The sequence below is a fragment of the Bradymonas sediminis genome (genome assembly GCF_003258315.1).
Lineage (GTDB): Bacteria > Myxococcota_A > Bradymonadia > Bradymonadales > Bradymonadaceae > Bradymonas > Bradymonas sediminis.
The window spans coordinates 566,010-592,177 of sequence record NZ_CP030032.1 but is presented as its reverse complement, the minus strand read 5'-3'; the positions used below and the strand labels follow the sequence as shown (position 1 = coordinate 592,177).

Sequence of the window (26,168 nt, the reverse complement as noted above, 5' to 3'; positions counted from 1 at the left end):
CCGAGGATGCCCTGAGAACCCCAATTACCTGCGGCCGTCATGCTCCGACTCGACACACAGCAATTCAAAGAGACCATCGACGCCTTCGACGCGCAGGTCGCCCAGACGCCGGATATCGACCGCTTTTGCTCGGCCTCCTGCTGGATACTGCCGGCCTTTGAGACGCTGAGCAGCGAGCACCAGTTGTGGGCATGGAAGGCGACCCAGACCGACGGCTATGTCGCGCTGTGCAAGGGCTCACACCCGCGGGTCGGGCGCTATCTGCAGCCGCTTGAGGCGTCGTGGGGCCTGGCGAGCCCCATCGTCGGAAAGAATGTGGCCGCGGTCACCGACGAGTTCATCGCCCAGGCCCGCGAGATCTCGCACTCCTGGGACATCCTCTTCTTGACCGGCATCAGCGAAACCTCTCCGCAATTCGAAGCGTTGGTCCGCGGGTTCCAGGTCGACCACTTTATGGGAATTGGCCCGTCGATGGGCCGCCAATTTGCGAGCATCGAGGACGGGCTGGAGGGCTATTTGTCACGGCGCTCGTCGAAGTTTCGCGCCAATATCCGCCGCGAGATGCGCCGCGCCAACCAGATGGGCGTCCAATTCGAATACCTGAATAATTTCAAGGATGCCCAGGAGTGCCTGGAGGTCTTCGAGCGCATCATCCGCATCGAGCACCGCAGCTGGAAGGGGCGCGAGGGGGCGGGGATTACCCACGGGCGCATGTACGAATTCTACCGCAGCATGCTGCCGCGATTGGCCGAAAAAGGAGCGCTGCGCGTGCTCTTTGGGACCGTCGACGGGGTCGACATCGCCTACGGATTCGGCGGCATCTTCCAAAACACCTACCGCGGCCTGCAGATGAGCTTCGACCAGGACTACCACGACATCTCGCCGGGCAACCTCGCCCAGATCGAGATGATTCAATGCCTCGCCCGCGACGGCGTCGAGATCTACGATATGGGCCAATCGATGGATTATAAGTCGAGCTGGACCGACGCCGAGTTCGAGACCGTGGCGGTCATCGTGCGCAAATAAGTCGTCCCCTCGCCGCCGTAGACACAAATCGCCCCGAAGTGTCGCCCGTCGGGATTTAGCTCATAGAAGCGCCACTGCGCCGCGTCGTCGCGCGCACTTTCGGCAAGCAGTGCGCCCGGCTCAAGCCCGACCGCGAAGGAGCGCAAGTCCACCGTCATCCCCACGCCCAACGCCTTTAGATAGGCTTCTTTTCGCGTCCAATAGCGATAAAAAAGCCGGCAGCGCGCATCCTCTGAGCGCGCGCCCTGCTCTCTCAAAGCCGCCGCCTCGGCCGGGGCAAAATGATGCGCCACGATCAGGTCGATATCTCGACCTGTGTTCAAGCGCTCGACGTCCACGCCGAGCGCCCCGCTTCGCCCAAAGGCGAGCAGCGCGAAGTCGCCGGAGTGCGACACGCTGAACTCCAGGGCGGCGTCTGCGCCGACGACCGGGTCCGCCAAAAGCTGCGGTTTTCCGTGCCGACCGCGCCCAAGCCCGACCGCCTGCGCCGCCACCGAGACACCTGCGCGCCCAAGATATGCGCTCAGCAATTGGCGCAACACGCCACGCGTCACCACATAGGCGTCGAAGTCGCGGGGGCGCCGAAAGCGCCGCGCCCGCGCCTGCTCATCCCCGCTAAGTTGTTCAAATAAAAGGTCAATCAGGCGGCGAGGCTGGCGCAGCTCCAGGCGCCAGACCTCGACTTCGCCCGCGCGCAGCTCGCCGGCGCGCGCAGGAGCAGCCCATGAAGTCGGCTGCTCAGACATCATCCCTCGTCTTCGGGGCCGAAATCCCAACCCTCAAAAAACTCGTGGACCCGCAGCATCACCGTGAAGGTCTCCTCGTCGAATTTGCTGGCGTCACCCAACTCGGCCATGGCATGGGCGGCGTCCTCGACGACGACCTCAACCGCTTCACCCTCGACGGCCACCACGACTTCGTCGGGCACCGAAAGGTCATAGGTGTCCGAGGTCGCGACCATCTCTAGGCGCAAAATACCGTCGTCTTCGATGGTCAAAAATACGGCTAAATTCTCGTCTGCGTGAAGCTGTTCGTGCATAATTAATTCACTTTTTAAAAGTCGTTGGATTGCTGGCGAGGCCAACACGGTGGGTGAGCGCATATTTTCGGCCCGTGACGTGCGTCACGGGCCGATTGTTTTCTACGGCGAGGCAGGGACTTAATTCGCGGGCTGCTGGTTGCGATTAAGCTGAATCACCAGGTTACCCGGCCCTTTCTCGCGCCCCGGGATCGGCGGCAATTCGACCTCGATGCGCCCGACATTCTGATGCTGCTCGATATATTGCGGGATCTGGGCGATCACCTTGCGAATCGCGTCCTCGTAACCGGCCGGTGCGCTGTCGGGGTCGCCGAAGATCTGGCGCATAATGCCGCGAATATCGATCGGCTTATTCGGGTTCAACGGGACGTTTTGCGAGGGGTTGAGGTTCGGGCCGTAGACGAACTCCGGCAGACGCGCGGCGCCCTCGGCTTTATCCTGCTCTTCCTTGGCCTTGTCTTCTTTGCCGAGCTGGTCATAAGCGGCGGCGCGAAGGGCGAAGATATCGGGGAAGTCCAGCGGGTTGCCGACCAGGTCCTCAACCTCTTTGAGCGTCGAGATGGCGTCGCCAGCCTGGCCGCCCGTGATGCGGGCAGCGGCCAACGCCAGATAACCCCAGGGAAGCTCGGGATAGAGGTCGATGGCGCGCTGCGCATCCTGAGCGGCCGCCTCGGCGCTGCCAAGTCCAAGCGCGAGCTGGCTGCGAAGCAGCGCGCCCGGGGCGACATACTCGGCGTCTTCGCCCTCGTTGATCAAGTGCTCAAGGGTCTCGCGGGCGCCGGCCGAGTCATCTTTGAGCGCCTGAATGCGGGCCAGGTTTAGGCGCGACTCTTCGTCATCGGCGTCGGCGTCGAGGGCAACCCGCAGGTCTTTCTCGGCGTCTTCGAGGCGGCCGAAGCGAAGATGAATCATCCCACGAATCGCGTAGGGCTGGCCGTCTTCGTCGTCCATCTCGATCGCGCGCTCAAGGTCGGTCATCGCGGCGGTGATATAGTTGAGATAATCGTGCACGCTCGCGCGGCCAAGGATCGCGGTCCAGCTTCCACCGTCCGCGGCCACCGAGGCGTTGAAGGTCTGGCGGGCTTCGTGGATCTGGTCGCTATAGAAGAGCGCGTAACCCTTGCAGGCCAGCGCGTGGGCGAGCTGCTCGGCGTCGGGCTCATCGCCGCCCGCTTCGAGCTTGGCGATCGCCGCGTCGGCGACCTCGATGCATGCCTCATAATCCTCGGAGTCCAGCGCGAGATCGGCCTTCAACACCAACAACGCAGCCTTCTCGCCAAATTGAGCGATCCCGGCCTCTACCTTCGCCGAAGCCTCCTCGAGCTCGCCCTCGTCAATCAACGCCTCGATGGCCTCTACGGCTTGCTCAAGGCTCATCGTCTGACCTGCATCTTGCTCTGACATATATTATCTCTCATTTGCTAGAAATTTGGTGCCTTAACTGCCGCTAAAGTTGCACGAGTGCAATCGGGCGTCAACGCTGGTCGTCTTCGGTGGGGTTCAATATCTTGTCGCGCGCTTCGGCGCCGGTGCGGATGACCAGGTCGCGCAAGCTCAGCTCCAATTCGACCCAGGCGTCGAAGACATGCGCGGGCACCTCGAACTCGCGCAGCACATCTTTGAGGATCTGATGGCGCCGGTCAAAATGGCCGACCAAGATCGGAAATTTCTGGTGCCCTGCTCGAATGGGTTTGCCCGTATAGGCCAGCTTCTCGTTGCCCAGGCGCGCCCGCATATATTGCACCTGGCTGGCGACGATCTGGTCGAGGTCGATATTGACGAACATAAAGCCGATCATGATGTCGGCGAAGACACGCCGATAAAAGACGTACATCATCTCCTGGAGTCGCTCGAACCCGCCGAGCTCCTCACAGAGGCTCCAATCTTGCTGTGTTTTTGCGGCCATATTCTCGAAACACGGTAGGGGAAAAGACGCGCGGTGGCGGTCTAAAAATGCGGATTGCCCGCCTGAATAAGCAGGCGGACCGAGTCGCGGTCGATGGACTCCAGCACGGTGCCGGTAGGACTCTGCTCGACGAGGCTCAGTGACACCGGCGCGTCGCCAACCCAGCGGCAATCCTGGCCGTCGCGCACGTCGACCACGCGCACCTGAATCGCGGCGCCATGGATCGACTTCTTCAGCGCAGCAAGCGGCATATGCACGAGCACCCGCTCGAATTGCTCGGGGCGCGGCGCCACCAAAATAAACTGAGGCGCCGGCGCAAACGCCGCGCTCTCGGGGCCGGCAAATGGGTCAAAGAGCATCGCTGGCCCGGCGATATGCCGAATCTCGGTGCTCAACACCCGAAACGCCTGCTCGGGCGACCACTTCTCCCACGCCTGAAACCGCCGCCCCCACAGCGCTTTCAACTGGCCGAAATAGCCATCATAAGCGGAGCGAAGTACCCGCAACGCGCGCGTCTTGCCGGCGGCGTCGAGCTCCTTAAACCGCGCGGCCATCGCGGCGTGACACGCGTTCATCGCGCGGTTTAACAGCGCCTCGTAGTCCTCGGGCAACGCGAAGCCGCGCTGAACCACCTGCAAATGCAACTCCTGGGGCGCCTCGCTGATTCCCAGCGGCGCCTCCGCCGCGTCGCCACTCACGGCAACTTCGATCTCGCCCGGGCCGCTCGCTTGTTCTTCCAACGCGACCCTCAGCCCGACCAACAGATCGCGCAGCCCGTGGTGCTCGCGAATCGACCAGGCCACCAGCGGCGCGTCCCAGGGCAGCGTGCAGGGCTCGCAAATCCCCAGGCTATCAAGCGGGCAATCCAGCACTGAAATGCTCGGCGTCCGCCGACGCGGCGCCCCCCCCGGCAGCATCGCCTGCTCCGCCTGAAAAAGCGCCTGCCAGGCGTCACTTAGATCACGAAAAATCGGCCACGCGTCGACGGCGTAGAACGCCTCGCAATATTCAATATCATTGGCGTCAGCGAGCTTTCGAATCGTCTGGGCGAGGTCATAATCGCCCTCGCGCGCGCGCAGGGTCTGGGCGGCGTGGCGCAAAAACGCGTGCGGCGACAGCTCCAGGCTCTCCCAACACAACTCAACCAACATCTGCGCCGCCGGCATATCTTCTCGCTGGTCAATGCAGTCCCGAAGTTCGCCGATCAGCCCCTGAATAAACGCGCTCGACTGCACCGCATCCCAATCCGGCCAGCCAATATGCGAGTCCCCGAGCTGTGCCTTGAAGTCATCTTCGCCCACGCGCAGCCAAAACATGCTCTCGCCGAAATTCTCGGCGACCGCTTCGAGGCGCGCGTTAAAGAGTTGCAACCGCTGCGCGACGATGGCCTCGACCTGGGTAATGTGCACCCGGTCGGCTCCGGCGCGGCGCGCGACCTGGGCCACCAGGGACTTCACCTGGCGCGCGTCGTCGCAACTCAGCATCAGCCCTACGCCCACCGGCGAGACGCCCAGGATGCCGGCCACCGGCGCGTGAAACGCCCGCAGCACCTCCGCGTCCTCAATCCCCTCGATCAACTTTCGGTGCAATCTGATCTTCGGCGGCGTGCAGGTTTGATCCACGAATAACGGGATCGACCGCCCATTGACCCGGAGGTCTTCCTCGAACTCGACGCCGACGAGCGCGCTTACCAGCGCGTTCATCCGCTCGATTTGCGCCTCAGGTTCAATCGCGTTCTCGGCGAGCAACGCGAGCAACGCCTCACTATGCGTGGCGAGCAATTCTCGGAGCAGCTGCGAAATCCGATGCCTGGTCGCACCAACTACGTCCTCGGTCGCCACGGAGGCGCGCGCGAGACGAGCAGTCATTTCACCCAAAACAATGCTCCTTTCACCATCAGTAATTGAAGCGCCCCGTCACAAAACGACGCCTGTTAATATTTTCTGCCCCCATACTACGCATCTTTACCGAGCTAGTGAAGTGGGAAACAGGATCTACTCAGAAGACCGCTTGGGGGTCGAAAATAAGCGCCTCGGGCCAGCGCGCCTGCAGCGCCTCACCGAGCGCCAACGCGTCGACCGCGTGCCCGGCAATGCTCGACGGGTTGACCGTGATCGCCAGAATCCGCGGCGCCGAGAGCGAACGAATCTCCCAATCGCGGCGCAGTCGACGCATCAGCCGCGCGCTCGCCTGCAGCACGGTCCCATCGGGCACGAGCAGCGTATGCGTCGCCGCCCCCCGGGCGATCGGCAAATCAATAAGGTGCTCGACCACCCGGTCGCTCACCAACCCCGGGATGGCCACCGCGCTCATCTCCTGGGACCAGCGCTTCGCCGCCTCGCCCAGCCCGAGCAACGCGCTGCTCGCCGGCGTGGCGACCGCGTCGCAATCCGCGCCGCCCAGCAAAAACCGATCTTCGGCCACGGCCCGCGCCATCAACGCGCGCTGCCAATCGACCTCAATCGGGTCCAGCCCCAGGCGCTCGATCAGCGCGGCGGTGCGGTCGCAAATGACGTCGATCTTCTCCGAGATCACCGCTCCGGTCGATATAATCACCCCATCGGCGATGCCCGAGCTCGCCCCAATGGTGCGCCCATAAGCTCCGTCGACGAGCACAAGATCGACCCCGTGGGACTCCAGAGTCGCGATGGCCTGGCGCAGATCTTCGCGATGGCGAAGCCCCGCCAAGACCACCGTCCCCGCCTCCATCACCCGCGCGCACACGACCTCGCCGAGCGGCGTCGAAAAGCCCATCGACGCGACGTATTCGACGCGCGCCGAGGACTTCAGCAGCGCGTCGCGCGCCGTCACCACCCAATCGCCTGCGCGCACCGCGATCGGCGGCTTGCGCGTGCCCAGCAAAAGATCAGCGACCTCCCCGTCGATCCCCACCGACACCAGCCCCACCGTGCGCCCCGCGCACGCGCCCGAGGCCAGCAGGAAGTTGAGCGTCGTGGTCTTGCCGCAATTCTTCGCCACGCCAATGAACGCCAGCCGCGCGACCGTGGCCAGCGGCTCAAGCCCCCGCAAAATATCGCTATGAGATGGACGCATAATCAATCGACTTCGAGACAGAAACGAAAAGAGGACGCGACCCGCAGGTCGCGTCCTCTTTGATGCATCATCGAAGACCTACTCGGCAAGGCCGCCCTATATCTTCGCTAAAAAGATGCGCGGCGGCGCGAGCTTTTAGTCTTCTTTTTTGTCGCCGCCCTGGTGACCAAGCGAGACCGCTTCGTCCAGGCGCGGGTGGTTATTCTCGAACTCCGCGCGCAGGCTTCCTTTGCCGTCGTCGGCGGCGTCCATCGCCTGCAGCGCCAGGGTGATCACGTGGATCGAGGCGAGCACGTCCGAGGTATTTCCGACCTCCGAGATGGTGTGCATATTGCGGGTCGGGAATCCGATCGAGGTCGCGGCGGCGTCGACCGAGGCGAGCACGCCGGCCATGCCGTCGGTGCCGGTGTCGCGGCCACACACGTCGCGCTGAAGCGGGATGTCGTTCTCAAGCGCGGCCGTCTCGATGAAGCGGTTCAAGCGCTCGCTGGCGATCGAGCCCACCGACATCGTGAAGCCCTTGCCCATCTCAAGCGGGGTGAAGCGCTTGTCGCCGATTCCCGGGGCGGCCACATAGTCGTGGTTCACGTCCACGGCGATGATCGCGTCGGGCTTCATCTCGCCGACCATCACGCGGCTGCCGAAGCGACCGATCTCCTCGTAGCTCGCGATGGCGAAGAGAAGACGGATATTGTCGGTGCCGCCGGCTTCGGCGACCAGGCGCGCGGTCTCGGCGGTCACGAAGCAGCCCAGACCGTTGTCGAGGTAGGCGCCGTAGAAGGTGTCGGGGCTGAAGCCGCGTTTGATCGGGCGGTTCAAGATGATCGAGTCGCCCGAGCGGATGCCCAGCTTCTCGACCTGCTCTTTTTTATTCTCGCCGTGGATCTGCAGCTCCAGATAGATCTGCTCTTTTTTGATGCCCTTATCGCCGCTGCGAAGCCCGGCGTCGGCGAAGTGAATCGCGCCCAGGGCCTCGACGGTGCCGCCTTCGATGACGCGGTAGCTGCCGGGCTTTTCGGGGTCTTCGCTAAAGAGCTTGACCTCGTGGCCGATCAGCGTGGTCGGAAGGAAGGAGTCGGTGTTGATCCAGATCTTTCCGTCTTCGCCGATGCTACGCACCTGCATGCGAATCTTATCGGCGTGGCCGATAATCATCACCGAGAACATATCGTCGCGGCCCGGGTGGGTATCCAGCACGATTCCCGCGCTGCCTTTGAATTGCTGAACCTTCCAGCCGTCTTTGGCGATTTTCTCGAAATAGGGCTTCAGCACGCCGTAGGTCATCGCAGCTTCAAGGCCGACCGGACTCGGCGCGGCGATGATGTCGCGCATGAGGTTGAATTGCTCGTCCGGCATCGACTGGTTCCACGGCTTCTTCGATTCGCTCATAATAACACTCTTTTAGAGTAGGAGGGAAAATTCAAACACTCTGCTCGGCGCGAATATAACACGCAAAACGCCAAGGTAAAGCCGGAAGTCCCAACGGGCTTCAAGTCAATTGAATTCAGTATTGGATTTGGGATTTGGGGCCTGTTAGGCTGGGCTTACCGTTGCAGATTGGATGGGATATTCAAATTCGAATAACACGCCTTACAAACCAGGGAACACACATGCTTATTTCGACTAAAAGATTTCGCCGCAGCGCCATCGCCCTCATGACCGCAGCGCTGCTAATCACAGCGGTGGGTTGCTCGGATACCGAGGAAGACACCAGCAATAATAAGGAAGCATCGCAGACCGAGGGAACGCTGGACCTGGGAGTCCAGGCCAACCTCGACGACCTCTGCGCCGACCCGGCCCAATACGACGGCCGGGCGGTCACCTTCGCCGGCAGCATGATCGAAGAGGTGTCGGTCTCGACCACCGCCGGCTGCACCGAGGGCATGCAAGATGGCTGCTGTGGCAACGCGGTCTGGATGACCTTCACCATCCCCTGCGGCGAAGACGCGCTCGTCCTGGTCGCCGCGCCGGGCGCGAACTTCCCGGTCGCCCAGGGCCGCGTGGACTACGCCGCCGGGACGGAGCGCGAAGAATTGATCACCAACTCGAGCACCTCCTTCGGGTGCGTCGGCCAGGAGTGCGCCCTTGAGTGCACCCCCGGCAGCGCCGACGAGCTGGTAAATTTGAGCGCGACCTTCCGCTTCGACTCGAGCGTCGACGCGTTTAGCGGCCCGACCGAAGAAGGCGGAGACGGCGCCTACCGACTCGAGCTCGAAGTCAGCGAGGCCACCCTGAATAATCAATGATGAGTGACACGGCGACCGACAATTTTGGGTCGGTCGCCGCGTCAAAGTGCAGGCTTTCGACGCCTCAACGCTTCGGACACCGCAGCGTTTTATTCAGACCGAGCAGGCGAACGCCGTGGTCGCCGGTTCGCCCTTCAAGCCATTTGCGCGTGGCGCACTCGGAGAGCCGAGGGCTACCCGAGAACGACACGTCGCCGCGGATCGATCGCAGGTTTTCGAGCGCCCCCAACTCTTTAAGCAACGGATTCACCGCGATTAAAAGCCCACCGACACTCTCGAGCGACTCGAACCCATCCAGGGCTTTAAGCTTCGGGTTGTGAATAACGAGCAGCCCTTTACCAATAAGCCGCACATTATTCAGCCCCTTTGTGCTGATAAGACGCTCGTTTCTATCAAGAAATAGCTTCCCATGGAGGATACGTAGCTGCGAGAACGCGCTGAGGTCGCGCATCTCGGTCGCGATGAGCAGAAGATAGCCATTGAGCTCCTGGAGGCCTGAGAATTGCGCGAAATCAGCGCCGGTCGACAGCGGCTCCTTGCGTGAGTATTCGTCGCTCTCGAAGGGGTCGGTGCCCAGATTACCCGAGATGGAGCGGATCTTTTGAAGCCCCGCGAAGTGCGCTTCCGGGGTCGGAAAGTCGACCCGAACACTGCCATCGATGACGGCACACCCCGCCTGGGCGGCGACCCAGATCACCTTCTTATTGCGCGCACTCCCCACCCACAGATCACAACGCGCGGGCAACGTCCCCCAGGCTTCGCCCCCACAACTCACCTGTCGCACGGCGCCCTGCGCCTCAGAAACCTCACAGGTGTCGAGGTCGAAGTTCGGGTCAACCTGCGCGTAGCCGTCGGGGATGCTCAGCTCCGTGTGGGTCTCGCCGTCACAGATCAACCGAAGCGTGCGGCCGTCACCTTCCAATCGACACACCGTCGTGTCGGCCCCCGCGTTGTGCGTAATCGTCGGCGTCAGGGTCACGCGCTCGGGCTTAAACGTGGCCACCCATCGCTGGATATCCTCGGTGGGCAATGAGCGATTCGCGTGAATCATCACGCTCTCCAGGCCTTCGAGTCCCGACAGCGCGTCGATATCCCGCAACGCCGGGTTCTGCCGAATCACCAGGCGCTCACGCACGCTGCGCAGCCCCTCAAGGCCGTCGAGGCTAAGCAGCGCCGCGTTATCCTCGATGTCGAGCTTGCCGACGCTCTCCAGTCGCTCAAGCCCTTTCATGCTGCCAAGCGAGTTATTGCCGGCGATACGCAGGCGGCTCAGCGCGGGGGTGAGCGTGGAGGCTAAGCCTTCGAGGCCTCGTAGGTCTTTGAGCTGGAGATTATGCTCAACGCTGACACTTTGAAGTCCCCCCATATCGACGCCAGAGAGTCCCTGAAGGCTTCGCAGGTTTGGATTATAATCCACATAAAAAAAGCGCTCGATTGACTTAATATCGGCGAGCCCATCGAGGGTCACCAAGCCCATATTTCGGGTGATCGAGAGGCTCCTAATTTTTGACTTAAGCGAGGTGAGCCCGGCCAGGCTGCGCAGCGAGGCGTTATCCCTAACCGTCAGGTCACGGCCAATGGTCTCGAGCGCGCCGAGCCCCCTTAAGCCGCCCAGCCGGGCGTTGTTCGCGATCTTTAGCGTCCCCGTGATCTCCTTGAGCTGACTAAGCCCCGCGAGCTCGGCCAGCGCGTGAGGCGATTCAATGCTGAGGTTGCCGTCAATGGTCGCACAGCCGGCGCGCGATAACGCAATGAGATCAAGGGGATGCGCGATCTTAAAGTCGCCCGCAAAGACCTCGCAGCTGCCATTCGCGGGCAGCGGCGTTTCGGCGCAACGAAAGCCCTGTGCTTTATCCACCGATGGCCTGCAAAAACTCCGCGCCGCGCTGGCTCGACCACTCGCCTCCTGCGCGTCGGCCAGTGGCATATATAATTGGTCCTCACAGACAAGAACGCGCCCGCCAGATTGGTCTTCGACCCCACACGACGCGCCCCCCAATACAGCCGTCGACGCCTGGTTGCCCCAGATCATTGAGCCGGCCTTGTCCTGGGCCAACTTCAGCAGCGCGTGCGCGCGCTCATTGCCCAATCGCGGCTGACCGACCACGACCAGCGCCTCGCCGATATGCTTGAGATTGGCGAGCCCATCGAGCGAGCCAAGCGCCGTATTTCCGGCGATACGAAGCGTCTTAGAGACACTGCGAAGCCCGGCGAGCGCGCCCAATTCGGAGAGCGCCGGGTTAAGCTCGATCGTCAGGTCACCCCCGATCGCGCGCAACCCGCTGAGCCCGCTGACATTTTTAAGAGCCGGATTGCCGATCAGATAGAGCCCACCACCGATCGCCTCAAGCCTTGAATATTGCTCGAGATCATCGGCCAGGGTCACGACCAGCGCGCCGCTGATCTCGGTGCAACCCGCGCGAAAGAGGGCCTCGCCGATCGCCGGAGAATAGGCCATCAGGTCCCCGTCGAAAGACTCGCAACTGCCGTCGAGGCGCACCTGGGCGTCGCGACAGCTCATGCGGACCGAGCCGTCTTCGTCATCGCTGAACTCGCAGGGAAACATCCCGCCAACCTTTGGGTCAAAGATGGCGCGCGGCGCCACCGCGTGCGCCGCGCGCGTGCCGTCTTCGCAGACCAGCGTTCCGTATTCCCCGAGGCTCGTGTCAAAGATGCATTCGGCGGTGAGATCGCGCCGTGGCGCCGAATCTTGCGCGGCCCGATTGATTGAGTCCGGTCGAATATCAGGCCCGCTACAAGCCGCGCAGACAAGGAGCGAGCCAATCATCAAAAACCGTTGCAATCGCGCCAAAACAAACTCCAATCATCACGAATAGTTAGGGCATATGAACAGACACCGCCCCAAGATACTGGCCTTCGAGTATTATACGCCCGGATCAACGATGGATTCAAAACGCGGGCCGACCAAGCGCCGAGGGGCCATCAACACTTGGTCGGCAGGTGGGCGGGGTGAGGCTGCGCCCTGCTCAATCGGCGTCCGGCCGCGGGCATAATACCATCGTCCAGGTATATAGGTCCTGCGGGTCGTCAAGCTCCTCGACACGAAATTCCTCGAGCAATGCGCGGATGCGCTCGCCAAATTCCTCGCGGCGGCTCGGCGAGATGCGCACAAGGTGGTGAAATTGAAGTAACTTCGCGTCGACCTCCGCCGGGTCCACCCCGGCCACCGCCAGCCGATTGACCTCCGCGGCGGCCGAATCCAAGAGCGAATTCACCGACGCCGACACCATCTCCATGCCGTGCTCATGGCGAAATAGGCTGCGGTCGACGGTATAGTGGCGCGCACTCGCCCCGTAGAGCTTCTCGAGCAAATTGCCTTTTTGGCGCGTCTCCACCACCTCGATAAGGCCGTGGGTCTCCAGCTCTTTGAGGTGATAATAAAGCTTGCTCTTATCCTCGCCGACCGCCTCGGCTAGCTGAGCGACGGTCATCTTTTGCTCGACGAGTTGCTTTACCAGCTCAAGGCGTCGCGAATCCGACATCGCCTTGAGCTGCTCGGGGGTTTCAATTTTAAACGTATCTTGCACTGTTGAATCCCTCCGCTTCGCTAAAAGTAATAATCAATCTGAACGCCACGAATTATACACTCTTATTCTTCGGGCATACGCGGCGCCGGATGGTTTTCGCCGTTTTGATGCAAGATCAACCCATCAACCCTTTCTTCAGCATCTCGCTCGAAGGTGATCTCAATGGGCGCAATGCGCGCGAAAAACTTATCTTTCGCGCTAGCATAGATCGGAAAAGCACCCTGCCCGGTCGCCTGCGCCATCAAGTCGCTGCCCTCGCGAAAAATCGTAATCTTCATCTGCGCGCTCAGGCTATATTTACCAACGTATTCATCGAGTTCTTCGACACTCAGTTCAATCGTGTCGTCATCTCCAGCCACGCCCTCGAGCAGCATTGTTATCCCCATCGTATCAAGCGGTTTGGCGATATTGGTCAAGATGACGAGCCCATAGCTGCCGTCCGACAAAAAGCCCACGAACGTCGTATAGCCGTTGGTCACGCCACTATGCCACATCATGTCATGGCCCTGAACTGAATTGGTCTTCCACGCCAATCCGATCCGGTCGTTTGGCCCGGTAATATCGACGCGCGCCTGAAGCGCAAGCTGCATCGCCGGATTCAGCGAGCTGTCGGTCATTCCCATATTGGCCCGAAGATAGGTCAACAAATCGTCGGCTCCTGACACGATCGAACCAGCCCCGGCGAGCGCCTGGAACTCAAGATTCGACGCTAAAACGCCCGCCCCAGTATAGCCCGGCTCTAAACGCTCGCTTGGGGCATCAACACCGCTGGTATAGGTCGATGTCAGCCCCAACGGTTCGATAATTTCGCGCTCTACTGCGGCCTTATAACCAACCCCCGCGTGCGCCCCAAGCGCGTACCCCAAAAGTCCAAAGCCTAAATTGCTATATTCATAACTCGCCCCGGGATCGCGCGTCAGGGTGTGATTTTCCAGAAAACCATTGAGCTTCACGCTATCATAACCCGAGGGGTCGGCCGCGCTCACGCCGCTGGGCATCCGCGGCAACCCCGAATGATGAGTGGCGAGCATTTCGAGCGTGATTTCTTTGCCATTGCGCGTGGGAATCTGAAAGTCGGGGAGCAGGTCCTGAACCGGCGCGTTAAGCGAGAACTCCGCCGATTCGACCGCCTGCGCCAGCAGAAGCCCCGTGAACGTCTTGGTGACTGAGCCGATCTCATAGAGCGTCGCTCCATCGGGCGCCTCCCCCGTCTCCCGCGTCCCGAACCCGTACACACGCGTAGCGTCGCCCTCAATGACCCCGACCACGATCGTTGGGTGTCCCTCATTCGCCACCAGGCGCTCAAACCGCTCAACCTGCGCTTCAGTAAGCAACTCCACGTTTTCTTCTTCGACCATATCGGGCGAAACATCCGCCTCGCCCGCATCTCGGGAAGCATCCGTTTCCGAAGTTGCGTCGCCGAGGTCAACATCCGATCGAGTCGACTCGTCCACCGTCCCACACCCACCAAGCGCCAGCACCACGGCTAAAACGACTGAGCGCCGCGCGAGTGAGTAGATTATCGTGGCTTGTTCTAATTTCACTATTTTACGCATCATCTTTAGTTCTCCCATTTGGCTATAAACAAGTTCAATAAACTCTTTATCGGGTCACGTCTTCGCCAGCGACGCGGGCAGTTCGCACCACCGCTCAAATCAAACCCACCGATAAAATTTATTTTAACGACAAGCAATTTCTAAACAAACGAAACGCTTCCGTCAAGCGTGCGTCCCACCTAATTCAGTTGCAGATGGAATTCGCAGGCAGACGCGCTATGTTCAAGGCGACGGATTGGGTCCAGTAATAGGACATTTGCCCAGCACTAGTTTTCCCTCACACCACCCGAGAGCCTCCCATGCAGCCTAAAGACACGACGAACACAACCACGCCCAAACGCATCGCCATCACCGGGGCCACCGGGCTTATCGGCACCGCGCTCAGCGAGGCTTTCGCCGCCGACGGGCATATCATCCACCGGGTGTCGCGCAGCCAACCTACAAAGGACACCGACATCTTCTGGCAGCCGATGGGCAATGAGATCGACGCCGACGCGCTGGAGGGCGTCGACGTCGTCATTCACCTCGCCGGCGAGAACCTCTTTGGGCGCTGGAGCGATAAGAAAAAGACCGCGATCATGGAGAGTCGCCGGCAGGGAACGACTCTTTTGGCGAAGTCCCTTGCGGCCCTGAAGAATCCGCCGGAGGTCTTCGTGTCGACCTCTGCGGTGGGCTTTTATGGCAATACCCACGCGCAAATCGTCGACGAGGACTCCCCCGCGGGCGACACGTTTTTGGCCGAGGTGTGCAGGGAATGGGAGGCGGCAAGCGAGCCGGCGCGCGAGGCCGGAATCCGCACCGTAAACCCGCGCCTGGGCGTTGTCCTGACCAACAAAGGCGGCGCGCTCAAAATGATGCTAACGCCCTTTAAATTCGGCCTGGGCGGGCGCATCAGCGACGGCTCCCAATATATGAGTTGGATTACGCTCGATGATGTGGTGCGCGCGCTGCAATATATCGTCGCCACCCCGGAGCTCAACGGTCCGGTCAACGTGACCTCGCCCGAGCCGGTGTCCAATAAAGAGTTTACGAAGGTGCTGGGCGGGGTGCTCAATCGTCCCACGCCCTTCCCGCTACCGGGACCGCTTATCAAACTTGGCGCGGGGCAAATGGGCGAGGAGATGCTGTTGCACGGGCAGCGCTCGGTGCCGACGGCGCTGGAAGAGGCCGGCTTTAGCTTCGCCTACCCGCAGCTCGAGGCGGCGCTTCGCCACGCGTTGGATTGAGAAGAGATTTAGGAGAGTGAGCGCGCGATGCACGCTCTTATTTTCCGACGCAGAACTCCGAAAAAATTCGGTTCAAAATATCGTCGGCCGACACGTGCCCGACGATCTCACCGAGTGAATCGAGCGCTTCGCGAAGATCGAGCGCCACGAATTCATGGTCCAACTTCGCCCGCACGGCCTCGCCGGCGCGCTCCAGCGCCTCGATCGCGCCGACCACGCCCTCAAGATGACGCGCGCGGCTCAATAGCACGCCCTCACCGTCGCTAAGCTCCCGCCCAATCTCGACCAACTCAGCGATGAGCCGCTCGAGGCTCTCATCGCTCGACTCTCCCGCGAAAGTCGTGCTCACCGAGGTTGGAAATTGGTCAAGGAGCGCGACATCTTCGGCGCTTAGCCCCGACGGCAAATCACTCTTATTTCGCACCACAACGCAGCGCACCTGGGTGGCGAGCGTCTGCTCAAGATCGACGCGTTGGTCGGCGGGCAACGGCTGGCTGCTGTCGACGAGCCACACCACCAGATCGGCGCTCTTTTGCAGCTCACGACTGCGCTCGATGCCGATCGCCTCGACCTCATCGGGGGTGTCCCGAAGCCCGGCGGTGTCGATGATCCGCAGCGCGATGCCGCCCAGGTGAATCTCCTCTTCGATAAAGTCGCGCGTCGTCCCGGCCACCGAGGTCACGATGGCGCGCTCACTGCCGTGCAGCGCGTTAAAGAGCGTCGACTTGCCGGCGTTCGGCGGCCCCAGGATTACGACCCGAATACCTTCGCGCTGGCGACGCCCCTGGTCGAATTGCCGGCGCAGCTTGCGCAGCCCGGCGAGCGTCTCGTCGACGCGCGCGAGGATCTCGTCTCGCTCGATCTGATAGACATGTTCTTCGTGGGAAAAATCGATCGCCGACTCCACCAGCACCATCGCCTGCGCGACGCGCTCCTGGTGCCCGCGGATCGCCTCGCCGAGGCTCCCCTGCAGATGCTCCATGGCGAGCTTGTGGGCGCTGAGGCTGGTCGCCTCGATGAGGTCTGCGACCGCCTCGGCCTGCGTCAAATCCAACCGCCCGTTCAAAAACGCGCGTTGCGTAAACTCGCCTGGCCCCGCGATGCGCGCGCCCGTGGCGAGCGCGGCGTCGAGGACGCGCCGCAGGATAATCGGCCCGCCGTGGCATTGAAATTCGCAGACATCCTCACCCGTGTAGGTGTTCGGCCCGCGCATCAGCACGACCAGCGCCTCGTCCACGAGGGCGCCGTCTTCGTCGTAAATTTTGGAGAGTCGCAGGTGGTGGGATGCTTGAGCGGCCGGCCAGTCGGGGACCAGCGCGTTGAGGATCTCGACGGTCGCCTGGCCGCTCACGCGGATGATGCCCACCCCGCCACGCCCGGCGGGCGTGGCGATGGCGGCGATGGTGTTGGTGTCTTTCATCGTGCTCAGTCCAAAGTCAGCTCAGGCTCGCCTTCGAACTTTTTGCGGATGAAATACTGCTGCGCGACGCCGATAAGCAGGCTCAAGGCGTAGTACAGAACCAGGCCGGACGGCAGGAAGAGCATGAAGGCGGTGAACATCACCGGCATGATCTTCATCATCATGGCGGCCTGTTTATTCGACGTATCCACCGAGCTCAAACGCTGCTGGAAGAACATCGCCACGCCCATCAAGATCGGCAGCGCGTAGTAGGGATCCGGCGACGCAAGGTCGGTGTACCACAGCACGAAGTTGGCGTTATAAAGATCGACCGAGTTATAAATGCAGACATAGAGCCCGTAGAGCACCGGCATCTGCAAGATCATCGGCAAACAACCGCCGGCCGGGCTGACGTTATGCTTCTTGAACGCCTTCATCGTCTCTTCGGTCTGACGCTGCTTGTCGTCCTTATACTTCTCTTTGATCTCGGCGAGAAGCGGCTGAACGGCCTTCATGCGCTCCATGCTCGAGTAGGCTTTCATATTCACGGGCCACAGCAGCGCGCGGATGATGAAGGTCAACAAGATGATCGCCAGGCCCCAGTTTCCGACCAGGCCAAAGAGCTGATTGAGCGACCAGCGCATCGGGCGCGCGACGAAGGCGAAGATGCCGTAGTCGACGCTCTCGGTGAGGTCGGGGCGAACTTCGCCGAGGACGTCCACGTCCTTGGGGCCCATGAAGAGCTGGTTCGAGAAGGTGACCGTCTTGCCGGGCTCGACCGAGAAAGGAGCGCCGGTGAGGCGGGTGCGCACATAATCTTTGTGGACGACGCTAAATTCGCAATTGTCGACCATCTCGCCGGGGATCGCGGCGAGCATAAAATAGCGCGTGTCGACGCCACCCCAGATGGTCTGGAACTCACCGAAGGCCACCGGGCCATCTTTGTTCAAGGTGCTATAGGTCTCGCGCTCAATATCGTCGGTCGTCTTGCAGACGCCCTCGGTCTGGATGGGCTGGAAGTCGAGGAAGCTCGACTCAGCGTCCGGGTCATTCCAACGCAGGATATCCAGGGCCATCGTGTCATCCAGCCGCCCTTGCGAGGAGGTATTGGTGATCGCGACGTCCATATTGACGATATAGGGGAGTTTTGAATCGACCGTGTAGCTCTTGTCGATCGTAAAACGGCCGCGCGGGTCCTCGTGGCGGTATACAATTTTACTGTAGACACCCTCGGTGGATTTTTCGCTGGCGCTCTCGACGACCTCAAAAACGGTCGAATCGGGAAGCTCAACGCCTTTGCCCAAAAAGGAGATGCCGAAGGGATATTGGGGCGCGCCCTCGGGGAAGCCGACGAGATCGCCGGGCTTATCTTCGGGGCCGGTGCCGGCATATTGGCTCGGCTTCAGGATGCGCACGCTGGTCACGACCGCTTCCTTATTGGTCACGCCGACCTTCAGATGCTCGCCGCCCAGGACATCCTCACGGGTGGGGATATCGCGGGCCTGCACGGGCGCCTGGTCGTCGACGACTTCGCTATCCGCCGCGGCGACCTTCTTGGGGGCTGCCTTATCGGCGGGGTCCGCAGATTTAATCGCGGCGCCTTCCTGCCCTGCCTCGACTTGATTCTCGGCAGTCTGCTTATTCTTGGAAACCGGGGGTTCCGGCGCCAGGAAGATCTGCCAGAGCAGCAAAATCGCGCCGCTGATCATCATCGCAAGGAAGAAGCGCTTTCTATCCACTGTATTTTGCATGTTGAATCTGCTTTTTTCGAGTACGTCCGTGCCTCAGCACGGCCGGTCCACCATCAGGGCACAGGGTCGTGACCGCCGGGGTGAAAAGGATGGCATTTCAAAATTCGCAGCGTCCCCAGCCAGGTACCACGCACGAATCCGTGGCGTCGTATCGCGACCAGAGTGTATTGCGAGCAAGTCGGTTGAAAACGACACGCGGGCGGGGTGAGCGGGGAGATGGCAGTTTGATAAAATCGTATTAATTTCACACCACCGCGCGCGGCGACGCTAAGGCGCTGGGCGTCCGTCGCAGCGACTAAGTCCCCGGCTTCCTTGGGCTTTGTGCCTTCGGAGTCGGGATCATCCTGGAGCGTTTTTGTCGCGGGCAAAGCCACGGTCGCTTCCCTGGTTGAAAAATCACGCCATGGGCGTGTTTGACACAGGCCAGAACGCATTTGCCTGGCCGCCGAGCCCGCTCACCCCGGATTCACCGGACGCGAGCGCTTCGAGGGCGCAGCCTGTTCTAATAATCTAAGCAGTTCGGCCTGCAGAACATCATATTTTGCGCGCGTTCCGGAGGCCTTCACGATCACAACAAAGTCCATCCCCACAGGGATCTGGACTTTGTGGAGCCGAAAGATCTCGCGCACCCGCCGCTTCCACCAATTGCGTACCGTCGCCCCACCGACCTTGCGACTTGCCGTCACGCCGAGGCGAGAGAAGTCACGTCGAGTGGGACGCCCGTAAACAATAAAATGAGCGCCCGAGCGCCGCTTCCCCTTGCGTTGGGTGGCCAGGAATTCCGGGCGCTTGCGCAGCCTTTCGACCTTTCGCAAGCGCGCGTCTTCCTGAAACACACCCATCGTGGGAGAATCACTGTGGCGCTCAGGCATACTCATTAGTACGCGTACTCCGCGGCTATTCGCCGTTTATCGACGCCGTGACTTCTTGCTGAATTTCTTCACCGAGAGAAGTTTGCGTCCTTTGTTGCGACGACGCTTGAGGGTTTTGCGCCCACCAACGGAGCTCATGCGCGCACGAAAACCATGGGTATTACGACGCTTACGACGACTTGGTTGATATGTTCTTTTTGGCATAATTTCCTCTTCCTTACCCTCATCGCGTTATGGATGAGCGCTTTACTTTATTAATATCGGCACAATTTCTGTACGTTGCTCTGACTCTCGTCAAAACTTATGTCGACTCCGTGTGCTTTCACACGAAGGAAACAACAGTCTAACGCTGCCTATTTCAAAACTCGTCACATATTCATCGACGAGCCTTTGGCAACGATTTCGAATGGGCAGCATTAGGCCCCATCGTTACCAAGCGCGGCACCTAAACACGAACGACGCGGCTTCGTCAACCAATCCCTTCAAAATCGCCCCCTTTTTGCGTCATTTTGTTTTTTCATCATCATCCTCGAACAAAATTTCGCTCACCCGCCCTCCGAGATCAGGCTTGATCTTTGCGCAGAAATCTGGCCTTAATAATCACACTCAAGCAGTAAGTATTAGGGAACCCTTTGTCTCTCGGTTTCCTCGCCGTCATTGCTTCCTTCTGGGAAGCGCAATGGCCTCATCGCGCTCACCTCGCGTGGGCCAGAGTCGCGGCGAGCGACCTATGTGGGAGTTTGTGGTGCAGTCTCAAGCATGATGGCGTCGCGCTCGACGCGCCCCATCGCATAACACCGAACCTACCGGGACTTTCATGACCATAAGAAACCACAGTTTATTCGATCTTTTCTTGAACTTCGAAGCGCCGATGTGCCGCGTCGTCTTTCCGGATGGCCATGACCCTCGCGTGATCGAGGCCGCGCGGCGCGCCGAACGCATCGGCTTGATCCAGCCCATCCTCCTTGGCCCCGTCGACGAGATCTCCCAGATAAGCGACGCCATGGGCTTTGGGCTCGAGGGCATTGAAGTGCTCGATCCCGAGACCTCCGAGCTCTTCGATGCGTTTGCTCAGGACTTCGCCGAGACGCGCGATATCCCGGCGCATTCCGCCCGGGCGATGAGCAGCATCCCCTTCTATTTCGCGGCGATGATGCTCGATCAGGGCATGGCCGACGCGATGGTCGCCGGCTCGACCTGCTCAAACCAGGAGATGTTGATGGCCATCGATCTGGCCATCGGCACCCGCGCCGACACCCGGATGCCCAGCAGCTTTTCCCTGCTGGAGATCCCCGGCAGCGCAAGCCAAAAGCCGCGCGTCTTGATGCTCTCCGACTGCCTCATCAACCCATCCCCGACCGCCTGCGAGTTAGCCGAGATCGCGCTAAACACCGCCGAGTTGGCCGAGGCGATCCTCGGCTGGGACCCCTGCGTGGCGATGCTCTCGCACTCCACCTACCCGCACCCGCTCGAGCCCCATTGCCAGCATGTTGCCCGCGCGCTCGACGAGGTCCGCCGACGCGCCCCGGACCTCAACGTCGGCGGCGAATTGCAGCTCGACGCCGCCCTGAGCTCGCGTGCGGCGCGCTGCAAGCTCTCCCCCCAGAAGCTGATGGAAGATCGCGTCGCCGGCCAGGCCAATATTCTCGTGTTTCCAAACCTCAACGCCAGCGATATCGCCATCAAGGTCGCCCAACAATTGTCGTCGGCCACCGTGTGCGGACCGGTGCTCCACGGCTTTAAATTCCCGATCGGACTTGTCTCACGCGCCGCCCAAACCCGCGATATCCTCGGCACCATCGCCCTCACCGCAGCCTACGCCCGCGCACACCTTCAGCTCGCCCCGCCGATGCTTCACCCCATGGGCTTCGAGTTCACCCTCGGCGGCCCCGACGCATCCCCCGGCGTCTTCGCCTGAGCCAATACGGCGCGACCCCGCGCCCAAAAATGCGCTGGATGCGATGACGCGAAGTTATGCTATGGTGGCCGGGTCCATTGCTCCCAAACATTGCCACGATCATCATGTCACCACGCAGTTCTCAAAACGAGCCAGACCCGACCGAAGCCATGCGACGGCTCGGGCTGGCGTTTATCGCTTTGCTCATCACGATGGTCAGCCTCACCATCATCGGCGCGGCGATCTCCCAATGGATGAGCGCCGGCCTGAGCCTGGTGAGCATTTTGGGCGCCGCCATGAGCCTGGTGGGTTTCTTCCTGGCCGGCTTGATGGTGCGCAGCGCCCTGCGCAGACCGGAGTTCACCGTATCGCGCGCCGACCTGCTCGCCAGCCCCGGCGCGCGCGGCATCCTGCGCGTCGCGCAGGCCCGCGCCGGCCAAATCACGGTGAGCGAGGCGGCGCTCGAATGCCGCCTGAGCACCGAGGCGGCCCGCGACATCCTCGACGCGTTTTATGTCGAAGGCGTCTGCGAGCAAAAGATGACCTCGGCAGGGCAAGAGGTCTATCTCTTCGCGGACTTCGCCGACTCTCCCCAGGCCGACGGCGAGGACCTGTTGAACGATGAAGACGAGGTCGCCGCCGAATTCGACGCCCTCTTGGACGAGGCCCAGCTCGACGCCGCCCAATTCGATGATGAATTGCTTAACGAAGACCTGTTGTCGGTCGACGAGGCCGCGCGCCAGGTCGCCCAACGCAAGCAACCCTAAAGCAAGCCCTAACGACTAAAATATTCAGCGCCAAAAATTCGCAATAATTACGAGCTCTTATGACGGACGACTCCAGCATGAACGCATATGATATCCCCTATTATTTAGACTATCTGCCCGCCGCGCTCCTCCAAAAACTCGAAGACAATGGCGAGTCGGTGGACGGGGTCCCCGGCCTCAAAGTCGCGCCGGGATTGGTGGAGTCGTTCCCGAAATTGGAGTCAGCCGAGGCGCTTAATTTCGTCTGCGAATTATACCGACGCACCCGCGCCGAGCTTCGCCGGGTGCTCGAGCAACGCCGCGCGGATCGCGACTTCATCGACAAGATCGTGGCCGCCGCGGTCGAAACCAACGCCGCGCTCGATTATTTATCGCCCGAGTATAAGACGCCGCTTGGGCATGTGGACGCCAGCGGCCGCATCGTGATCGGACCGCTCCCGGGTTCTGCCTCAACGCCGCGCACCAAAGTAGAGACCCCCGACTTTCTAAAGGGCATGCAGGTCACGCTCTTCGGCCCGCCCGACACCGAGAAGATGTCGATCAACGCGATGAACGCCTGGCACCGCCGCCTGCCCGGCGAGTCGGCGTTGGTGGCCGAATTGGTCGAGGCATCGGGGGCAAACCCGCGCTGGGGCGCCGATAACGAGGACTCCAAAACGCCGATCATGCGCGACTTTTTGCGCGCCACGAATAACCTGAGCGCCTGCTTCGAGAAGACCCTCTCCTTCACCCAAGAAGACGCGAAAAACCCCGCAAAAACAAAAACTTACTCCCTTCAAAAAGAGCATCTTTCCAACCCCATCAAGCGCATCCCCGGCCTCGCCCTGCCCGACGGAAACCACCTGCTCGACGGCAACCCGCTGCCGCTGCACCTCTTCGACTTCGCCCTGCACCTCTATTTCAATTGGCGCCTCGAAGAAGCCCTGGTCTTCTATCTGCCGAAGCTCGAGAACGAAGAAGAGGCCGCCTATATTAAGACGATGATCGCCGAGGCCGAGCGGATGCTCGTCGAGCTGCACCCCGAATACCGCCCCGGCAATATCCGCCTCTTCGTGGTCTTCGAGAACCCGCGCGCGATCTTTCGCATCCGCGAGATGGCCGAGGCCCTGCAACCCTATTTCCTGGGCGGAAGCCTCGGCTGGCACGACTTTTTGGCATCGACCGCGCGCCTGTTGCGCAACGACCCGCGCTACCGCATCCCGATCAAGGCCGACCCCGATATCGTCATCAACCATATTAAGGAGTCCCACGAGATCCTGGTCAGCGCGCTGGCGCCCATCAACGCGATCGCCATCGGCGGGATGTACGGGGTGCTCTACGAATCCGGCAACCCGGCCTCCTTCGAGGTCAGCATGGTCGGCTATATCAAGGACGTGGTCACTCAGCTCAAACGCGGGCTGGACGGCTTCTGGGTCGCCCATCCCGACTTTGTGCGCACCGGCATCGCGCTGGTCGAGGCGTTTCGCCGCTGGGATAGCGAAGGCGACGCGGATGTCCTTGAGCGCCTTATCGCCGAGCTGGTCCCGGACGCCGTCGAGCGCAGCGCCCTGCTCGAATTTGTCTTCGGTGACGATGTCGACGGCCTGCGCGAGGATGACCCGAATTATCTGCGCGCGGTCCTGGCCGCCTCCATCGAGAAGTCCGACGTCATGGAGAATCACGACCCGCGCGAGGTCCGCTATAATATCTTCCAGGCGGTCCAATACCTGGCGGATTGGCTGCGCGGGAACGGCTGCGTGGCGCTGCCGGCGACCAAGAAAAACGCGCGCGGCAAAGACGTCTTCGTGCGCATTATGGACGACCTGGCCACCACCGAGCGCTCGCGCTGGGAGCTGTGGGCCGAGGCCGCGCATGGCCGGGTCTCCGAAGAGATCTTCGAGCAAATATTGGCCGAGGAGTTGGAGTTTATCCGCAACGGCGAAGACACCGAGACCCGCCGCGTCGAGGTGCGCTGGGATGGCGAGGCGGCGCGCTGGTATCCGACCGCCGAGCGCCTGCTGCGCAAGCTGGTGCTCAGCGCGAACCCGCCCGAATTCGTCACCGAATGGATGCTCCCATTCACCCTTGATTATGTGCGCGATGCCGAGAATCCCTGGGAAACACTGCGCGAAATCTGCCCCGAACACGAGATCTTTTCGCGATGAGTCGCTGGAAAAACACATCAAAAAACGTCGCGCTTAACACCACGATTCAAATGACCGGCGTGCTGCGCCGCCATTGCGTGAACGCCTATAACACCGCCGCGCAGGAGCTCGGCATTGACACGCTTCGGCGCGTGGTGGCGACCCTGCGGGTCGCGCCGCACCTGCGTTCGAACTCGGTGGCGCATCATTTCTTGAGCAATTACGCGTTCTTCGCCGCCGACAGCGTGCTCGGAAAACGCCGCGTCTTCGTGCGCCAATTTCACTATCTGGTGCGCCAGGATATGCGCGCGATGCGCGAGCAAATCATGGCCTCGCCCTTCGCCGCCTGGGAATGCGTGGGCGATGACTCCGACGGGCGCGACGGCTTCTCATGGCGAGCGATCGGCCTGCCCGACCGCGATGAGAACGCGAATGACGCCCCGACCTATTCGCCCTCCCGCGTGCGCGTCATCACCGACACCGACGGCATTCCCGTCAGCGCCAAGCTCGGCGATATCCGCGCCGGATGGCTGGTCGATCTCGACCGCCTGCAGATCGCTAACTCCGCCAGCCTTCAAGAGAATTTAGCCGGGTGCGCGGCCCTGATCTTCTCGATGGAGATGCCCCCTCAAGCAGGCGCGCGCCTCAAGCGCGTCGAGGCGCGCCGCGGGTGGCACGGCGAGGTCAGCCCCCGGAAATTCGAATTCATGCGCGATGATTATGAGCGCGATATCCTCACGCAATTGACCTCGCCAGACTACGGGCTCTGCGGCCTCGATAAATTCTATTTCTTACCGGTCCGCCTTCGCCAGACCTTCCCCGAGCGCTTTTTCACGGAGCTAACCCGGCGCATCGCGCTGGCCTCCGGGCCGGACAAGCATCTCTGGCACATTAAGATCGCGCAGGCCTGCGGCGAGGCGGAGCGCGCCGAGCTATTGGAGTGGTTTGACTTTATGCGCTACTCCGTCGAGCAGCGCGTCAATTATTATAGCAGCGACTCCGTCGAGCTTGAGTCGCTTCGGCGCATCGCCAGTGACGAAGACCTCCTGGATTGGTTGAACGTCGACCACGATCTGGAGATAGATCTGAGCGAATTCCCCCCGCTGCCCAGCCAGCCGATCGAGTTACTCGACCTGGGCGACGAGTGGCTTGAGAAGACGCAACTTAAGCCGCATATCCCGATCTCTCGCGCGCGAAAATCACTCGAGGATCGCCACAAACAACTGCAACAAGAGTTCGAGGATAGCGTCACCCGCCACCTCGCCCGCATGCGCTGGGTCAGCCTGATCAAAGCCCAGCGCGCGCTTCGCGAAGACACCGACGCCCCAAAGAACCCGGCCGCCAAAAAGCCGCGCGCCGCCCATCATTTAAAAGGGTATAATCTGCGCCTGCCCGACTACTCGGAGGCGCGCAAGGTCGCCCGCGACCTCTTCGCAGACACGATCGAGGCGCGCCCCGTTCGCGACTTTTTGGCGCCGCTTAAAGGCCGCCTAAAAAAGCTCGAGCAGGCGATGATTGAGTGGAATGAGGGGGAAGAAAAAGAGGTGTTCACGCTCGGGGATTTGCCGATGTCGCGGACCACGCTGCAAAACGCGCGGGGCATTGGCCCGAGCACCGTCGACACGATTGAGGAGTTGCTGCTGGAGGAGTTGCTCGCCTGGCCGCGCGCCCTAGACACCCGCGCCGCCAACGCCCAGCAGGCCGGCGAGCAGCTCGCCGATGGGCTCGACGAGCTGGGCGATCTCTTCGGCTGATTGA

General features: G+C 61.3%; 22 protein-coding genes. 7 read left to right on the top strand and 15 right to left on the bottom strand.

The window, feature by feature from the left end; genetic code table 11:
* Positions 1-39: 39 nt before the first annotated feature.
* Complete coding sequence (locus DN745_RS02235; protein WP_111331777.1) at positions 40-1,026, top strand: GNAT family N-acetyltransferase; 987 nt, start codon at positions 40-42, stop codon at positions 1,024-1,026.
* On the opposite strand, the gene DN745_RS02230 is transcribed toward DN745_RS02235, so the two are convergent.
* The 7 genes from DN745_RS02230 to DN745_RS02200 all read right to left on the bottom strand — a co-directional run bounded on the left by DN745_RS02230 (position 966) and on the right by DN745_RS02200 (position 8,414).
* On the bottom strand, positions 966-1,775 hold the full coding sequence (locus DN745_RS02230) for a 4'-phosphopantetheinyl transferase family protein (protein WP_111331775.1): 810 nt from the start codon (positions 1,773-1,775) through the stop codon (positions 966-968). The genes DN745_RS02235 and DN745_RS02230 overlap by 61 nt on opposite strands.
* Positions 1,772-2,065 carry a hypothetical protein gene (locus DN745_RS02225; protein ID WP_111331773.1) on the bottom strand — a complete coding sequence of 98 codons (294 nt, stop codon included), beginning with the start codon at positions 2,063-2,065 and terminating at the stop codon, positions 1,772-1,774. The genes DN745_RS02230 and DN745_RS02225 overlap by 4 nt, the downstream gene beginning before the upstream one ends.
* Before the next feature lie 120 nt (positions 2,066-2,185).
* Positions 2,186-3,469 carry a tetratricopeptide repeat protein gene (locus DN745_RS02220; RefSeq protein ID WP_133621706.1) on the bottom strand — a complete coding sequence of 428 codons (1,284 nt, stop codon included), beginning with the start codon at positions 3,467-3,469 and terminating at the stop codon, positions 2,186-2,188.
* Between the two features lie 70 nt (positions 3,470-3,539).
* Positions 3,540-3,971, bottom strand: a complete 432-nt coding sequence (locus tag DN745_RS02215; RefSeq protein ID WP_111331769.1) for a truncated hemoglobin — start codon at positions 3,969-3,971, stop codon at positions 3,540-3,542.
* 41 nt (positions 3,972-4,012) lie between these two features.
* Positions 4,013-5,839 (bottom strand): hypothetical protein, encoded by a 1,827-nt coding sequence (locus DN745_RS02210; RefSeq protein WP_133621705.1) that lies wholly within the window; start codon positions 5,837-5,839, stop codon positions 4,013-4,015.
* A 130-nt stretch (positions 5,840-5,969) separates the two neighbouring features.
* A complete protein-coding gene (gene kamB, locus DN745_RS02205) occupies positions 5,970-7,025 on the bottom strand; it encodes a lysine 5,6-aminomutase reactivase subunit KamB (protein WP_133621704.1) in 1,056 nt (351 codons plus the stop codon).
* Between the two features lie 135 nt (positions 7,026-7,160).
* Positions 7,161-8,414: a M28 family peptidase gene (locus DN745_RS02200; protein ID WP_111331763.1), complete on the bottom strand. Its 1,254-nt coding sequence runs from the start codon at positions 8,412-8,414 to the stop codon at positions 7,161-7,163.
* Positions 8,415-8,635: 221 nt separating this feature from the next.
* Here DN745_RS02200 and DN745_RS02195 point away from each other — a divergent pair, with 221 nt between their 5' ends.
* Positions 8,636-9,271, top strand: a complete 636-nt coding sequence (locus tag DN745_RS02195) for a hypothetical protein (protein ID WP_111331761.1) — start codon at positions 8,636-8,638, stop codon at positions 9,269-9,271.
* A 64-nt stretch (positions 9,272-9,335) separates the two neighbouring features.
* Here the strand turns inward: DN745_RS02195 and DN745_RS02190 are convergent, their stop codons facing one another.
* From DN745_RS02190 to DN745_RS02180, 3 genes are all read right to left on the bottom strand, one after another.
* Positions 9,336-12,083: a hypothetical protein gene (locus DN745_RS02190; RefSeq protein WP_133621703.1), complete on the bottom strand. Its 2,748-nt coding sequence runs from the start codon at positions 12,081-12,083 to the stop codon at positions 9,336-9,338.
* A 175-nt stretch (positions 12,084-12,258) separates the two neighbouring features.
* Positions 12,259-12,819: an ArsR/SmtB family transcription factor gene (locus tag DN745_RS02185; RefSeq protein ID WP_111331757.1), complete on the bottom strand. Its 561-nt coding sequence runs from the start codon at positions 12,817-12,819 to the stop codon at positions 12,259-12,261.
* 62 nt (positions 12,820-12,881) lie between these two features.
* A complete protein-coding gene (locus DN745_RS02180) occupies positions 12,882-14,378 on the bottom strand; it encodes a serine hydrolase (RefSeq protein WP_162687399.1) in 1,497 nt (498 codons plus the stop codon).
* Positions 14,379-14,674: 296 nt separating this feature from the next.
* Between DN745_RS02180 and DN745_RS02175 the strand changes: the two genes are divergently transcribed.
* Positions 14,675-15,601 carry a TIGR01777 family oxidoreductase gene (locus tag DN745_RS02175; protein ID WP_111331753.1) on the top strand — a complete coding sequence of 309 codons (927 nt, stop codon included), beginning with the start codon at positions 14,675-14,677 and terminating at the stop codon, positions 15,599-15,601.
* Between the two features lie 37 nt (positions 15,602-15,638).
* On the opposite strand, the gene mnmE is transcribed toward DN745_RS02175, so the two are convergent.
* The 5 genes from mnmE to rpmH form a co-directional block, all read right to left on the bottom strand.
* Complete coding sequence (gene mnmE / locus DN745_RS02170; protein ID WP_111331751.1) at positions 15,639-17,021, bottom strand: tRNA uridine-5-carboxymethylaminomethyl(34) synthesis GTPase MnmE; 1,383 nt, start codon at positions 17,019-17,021, stop codon at positions 15,639-15,641.
* Positions 17,022-17,026: 5 nt separating this feature from the next.
* The gene (yidC, locus tag DN745_RS02165; RefSeq protein WP_111331749.1) at positions 17,027-18,751 is read right to left on the bottom strand and encodes a membrane protein insertase YidC; all 1,725 of its coding nucleotides are present in this window, start codon (positions 18,749-18,751) and stop codon (positions 17,027-17,029) included.
* A 53-nt stretch (positions 18,752-18,804) separates the two neighbouring features.
* Complete coding sequence (gene yidD / locus DN745_RS20080; RefSeq protein ID WP_239497579.1) at positions 18,805-18,999, bottom strand: membrane protein insertion efficiency factor YidD; 195 nt, start codon at positions 18,997-18,999, stop codon at positions 18,805-18,807.
* A gap of 207 nt (positions 19,000-19,206) precedes the next feature.
* Positions 19,207-19,629: a ribonuclease P protein component gene (gene rnpA / locus DN745_RS02155; protein WP_111331745.1), complete on the bottom strand. Its 423-nt coding sequence runs from the start codon at positions 19,627-19,629 to the stop codon at positions 19,207-19,209.
* A gap of 30 nt (positions 19,630-19,659) precedes the next feature.
* On the bottom strand, positions 19,660-19,827 hold the full coding sequence (rpmH, locus tag DN745_RS02150) for a 50S ribosomal protein L34 (RefSeq protein WP_111331743.1): 168 nt from the start codon (positions 19,825-19,827) through the stop codon (positions 19,660-19,662).
* A 649-nt stretch (positions 19,828-20,476) separates the two neighbouring features.
* On the opposite strand from rpmH, the gene DN745_RS02145 reads away from it, so the two are divergent.
* From DN745_RS02145 to DN745_RS02130, 4 genes are all read left to right on the top strand, one after another.
* A complete protein-coding gene (locus tag DN745_RS02145) occupies positions 20,477-21,541 on the top strand; it encodes a phosphate acyltransferase (protein ID WP_162687398.1) in 1,065 nt (354 codons plus the stop codon).
* A 104-nt stretch (positions 21,542-21,645) separates the two neighbouring features.
* Positions 21,646-22,287 carry a hypothetical protein gene (locus DN745_RS02140; protein ID WP_133621702.1) on the top strand — a complete coding sequence of 214 codons (642 nt, stop codon included), beginning with the start codon at positions 21,646-21,648 and terminating at the stop codon, positions 22,285-22,287.
* A gap of 59 nt (positions 22,288-22,346) precedes the next feature.
* Complete coding sequence (locus DN745_RS02135; protein ID WP_111331737.1) at positions 22,347-24,431, top strand: aldolase/citrate lyase/malate synthase family protein; 2,085 nt, start codon at positions 22,347-22,349, stop codon at positions 24,429-24,431.
* Positions 24,428-26,164, top strand: coding sequence for a hypothetical protein (locus DN745_RS02130; RefSeq protein ID WP_111331735.1), 1,737 nt, complete (start codon positions 24,428-24,430; stop codon positions 26,162-26,164). Before DN745_RS02135 ends, DN745_RS02130 begins: the two co-directional genes overlap by 4 nt.
* The last annotated feature ends 4 nt before the right edge of the window (positions 26,165-26,168 follow it).

What these genes read in the sequence shown, in the direction of transcription:
- DN745_RS02195 (WP_111331761.1), top strand. Translation starts at nt 8,636, where the DNA reads ATGCTTATTTCGACTAAAAGATTTCGCCGCAGCGCCATCGCCCTCATG.
- kamB (WP_133621704.1), bottom strand. Translation starts at nt 7,025, where the DNA reads ATGCGTCCATCTCATAGCGATATTTTGCGGGGGCTTGAGCCGCTGGCC.
- yidC (WP_111331749.1), bottom strand. Translation starts at nt 18,751, where the DNA reads ATGCAAAATACAGTGGATAGAAAGCGCTTCTTCCTTGCGATGATGATC.
- mnmE (WP_111331751.1), bottom strand. Translation starts at nt 17,021, where the DNA reads ATGAAAGACACCAACACCATCGCCGCCATCGCCACGCCCGCCGGGCGT.
- DN745_RS02220 (WP_133621706.1), bottom strand. Translation starts at nt 3,469, where the DNA reads ATGTCAGAGCAAGATGCAGGTCAGACGATGAGCCTTGAGCAAGCCGTA.
- DN745_RS02180 (WP_162687399.1), bottom strand. Translation starts at nt 14,378, where the DNA reads ATGATGCGTAAAATAGTGAAATTAGAACAAGCCACGATAATCTACTCA.
- DN745_RS02200 (WP_111331763.1), bottom strand. Translation starts at nt 8,414, where the DNA reads ATGAGCGAATCGAAGAAGCCGTGGAACCAGTCGATGCCGGACGAGCAA.
- rnpA (WP_111331745.1), bottom strand. Translation starts at nt 19,629, where the DNA reads ATGAGTATGCCTGAGCGCCACAGTGATTCTCCCACGATGGGTGTGTTT.
- DN745_RS02215 (WP_111331769.1), bottom strand. Translation starts at nt 3,971, where the DNA reads ATGGCCGCAAAAACACAGCAAGATTGGAGCCTCTGTGAGGAGCTCGGC.
- DN745_RS02210 (WP_133621705.1), bottom strand. Translation starts at nt 5,839, where the DNA reads ATGACTGCTCGTCTCGCGCGCGCCTCCGTGGCGACCGAGGACGTAGTT.
- DN745_RS02130 (WP_111331735.1), top strand. Translation starts at nt 24,428, where the DNA reads ATGAGTCGCTGGAAAAACACATCAAAAAACGTCGCGCTTAACACCACG.
- DN745_RS02230 (WP_111331775.1), bottom strand. Translation starts at nt 1,775, where the DNA reads ATGATGTCTGAGCAGCCGACTTCATGGGCTGCTCCTGCGCGCGCCGGC.
- DN745_RS02135 (WP_111331737.1), top strand. Translation starts at nt 22,347, where the DNA reads ATGACGGACGACTCCAGCATGAACGCATATGATATCCCCTATTATTTA.
- DN745_RS02140 (WP_133621702.1), top strand. Translation starts at nt 21,646, where the DNA reads ATGTCACCACGCAGTTCTCAAAACGAGCCAGACCCGACCGAAGCCATG.
- DN745_RS02175 (WP_111331753.1), top strand. Translation starts at nt 14,675, where the DNA reads ATGCAGCCTAAAGACACGACGAACACAACCACGCCCAAACGCATCGCC.
- rpmH (WP_111331743.1), bottom strand. Translation starts at nt 19,827, where the DNA reads ATGCCAAAAAGAACATATCAACCAAGTCGTCGTAAGCGTCGTAATACC.
- DN745_RS02225 (WP_111331773.1), bottom strand. Translation starts at nt 2,065, where the DNA reads ATGCACGAACAGCTTCACGCAGACGAGAATTTAGCCGTATTTTTGACC.
- DN745_RS02235 (WP_111331777.1), top strand. Translation starts at nt 40, where the DNA reads ATGCTCCGACTCGACACACAGCAATTCAAAGAGACCATCGACGCCTTC.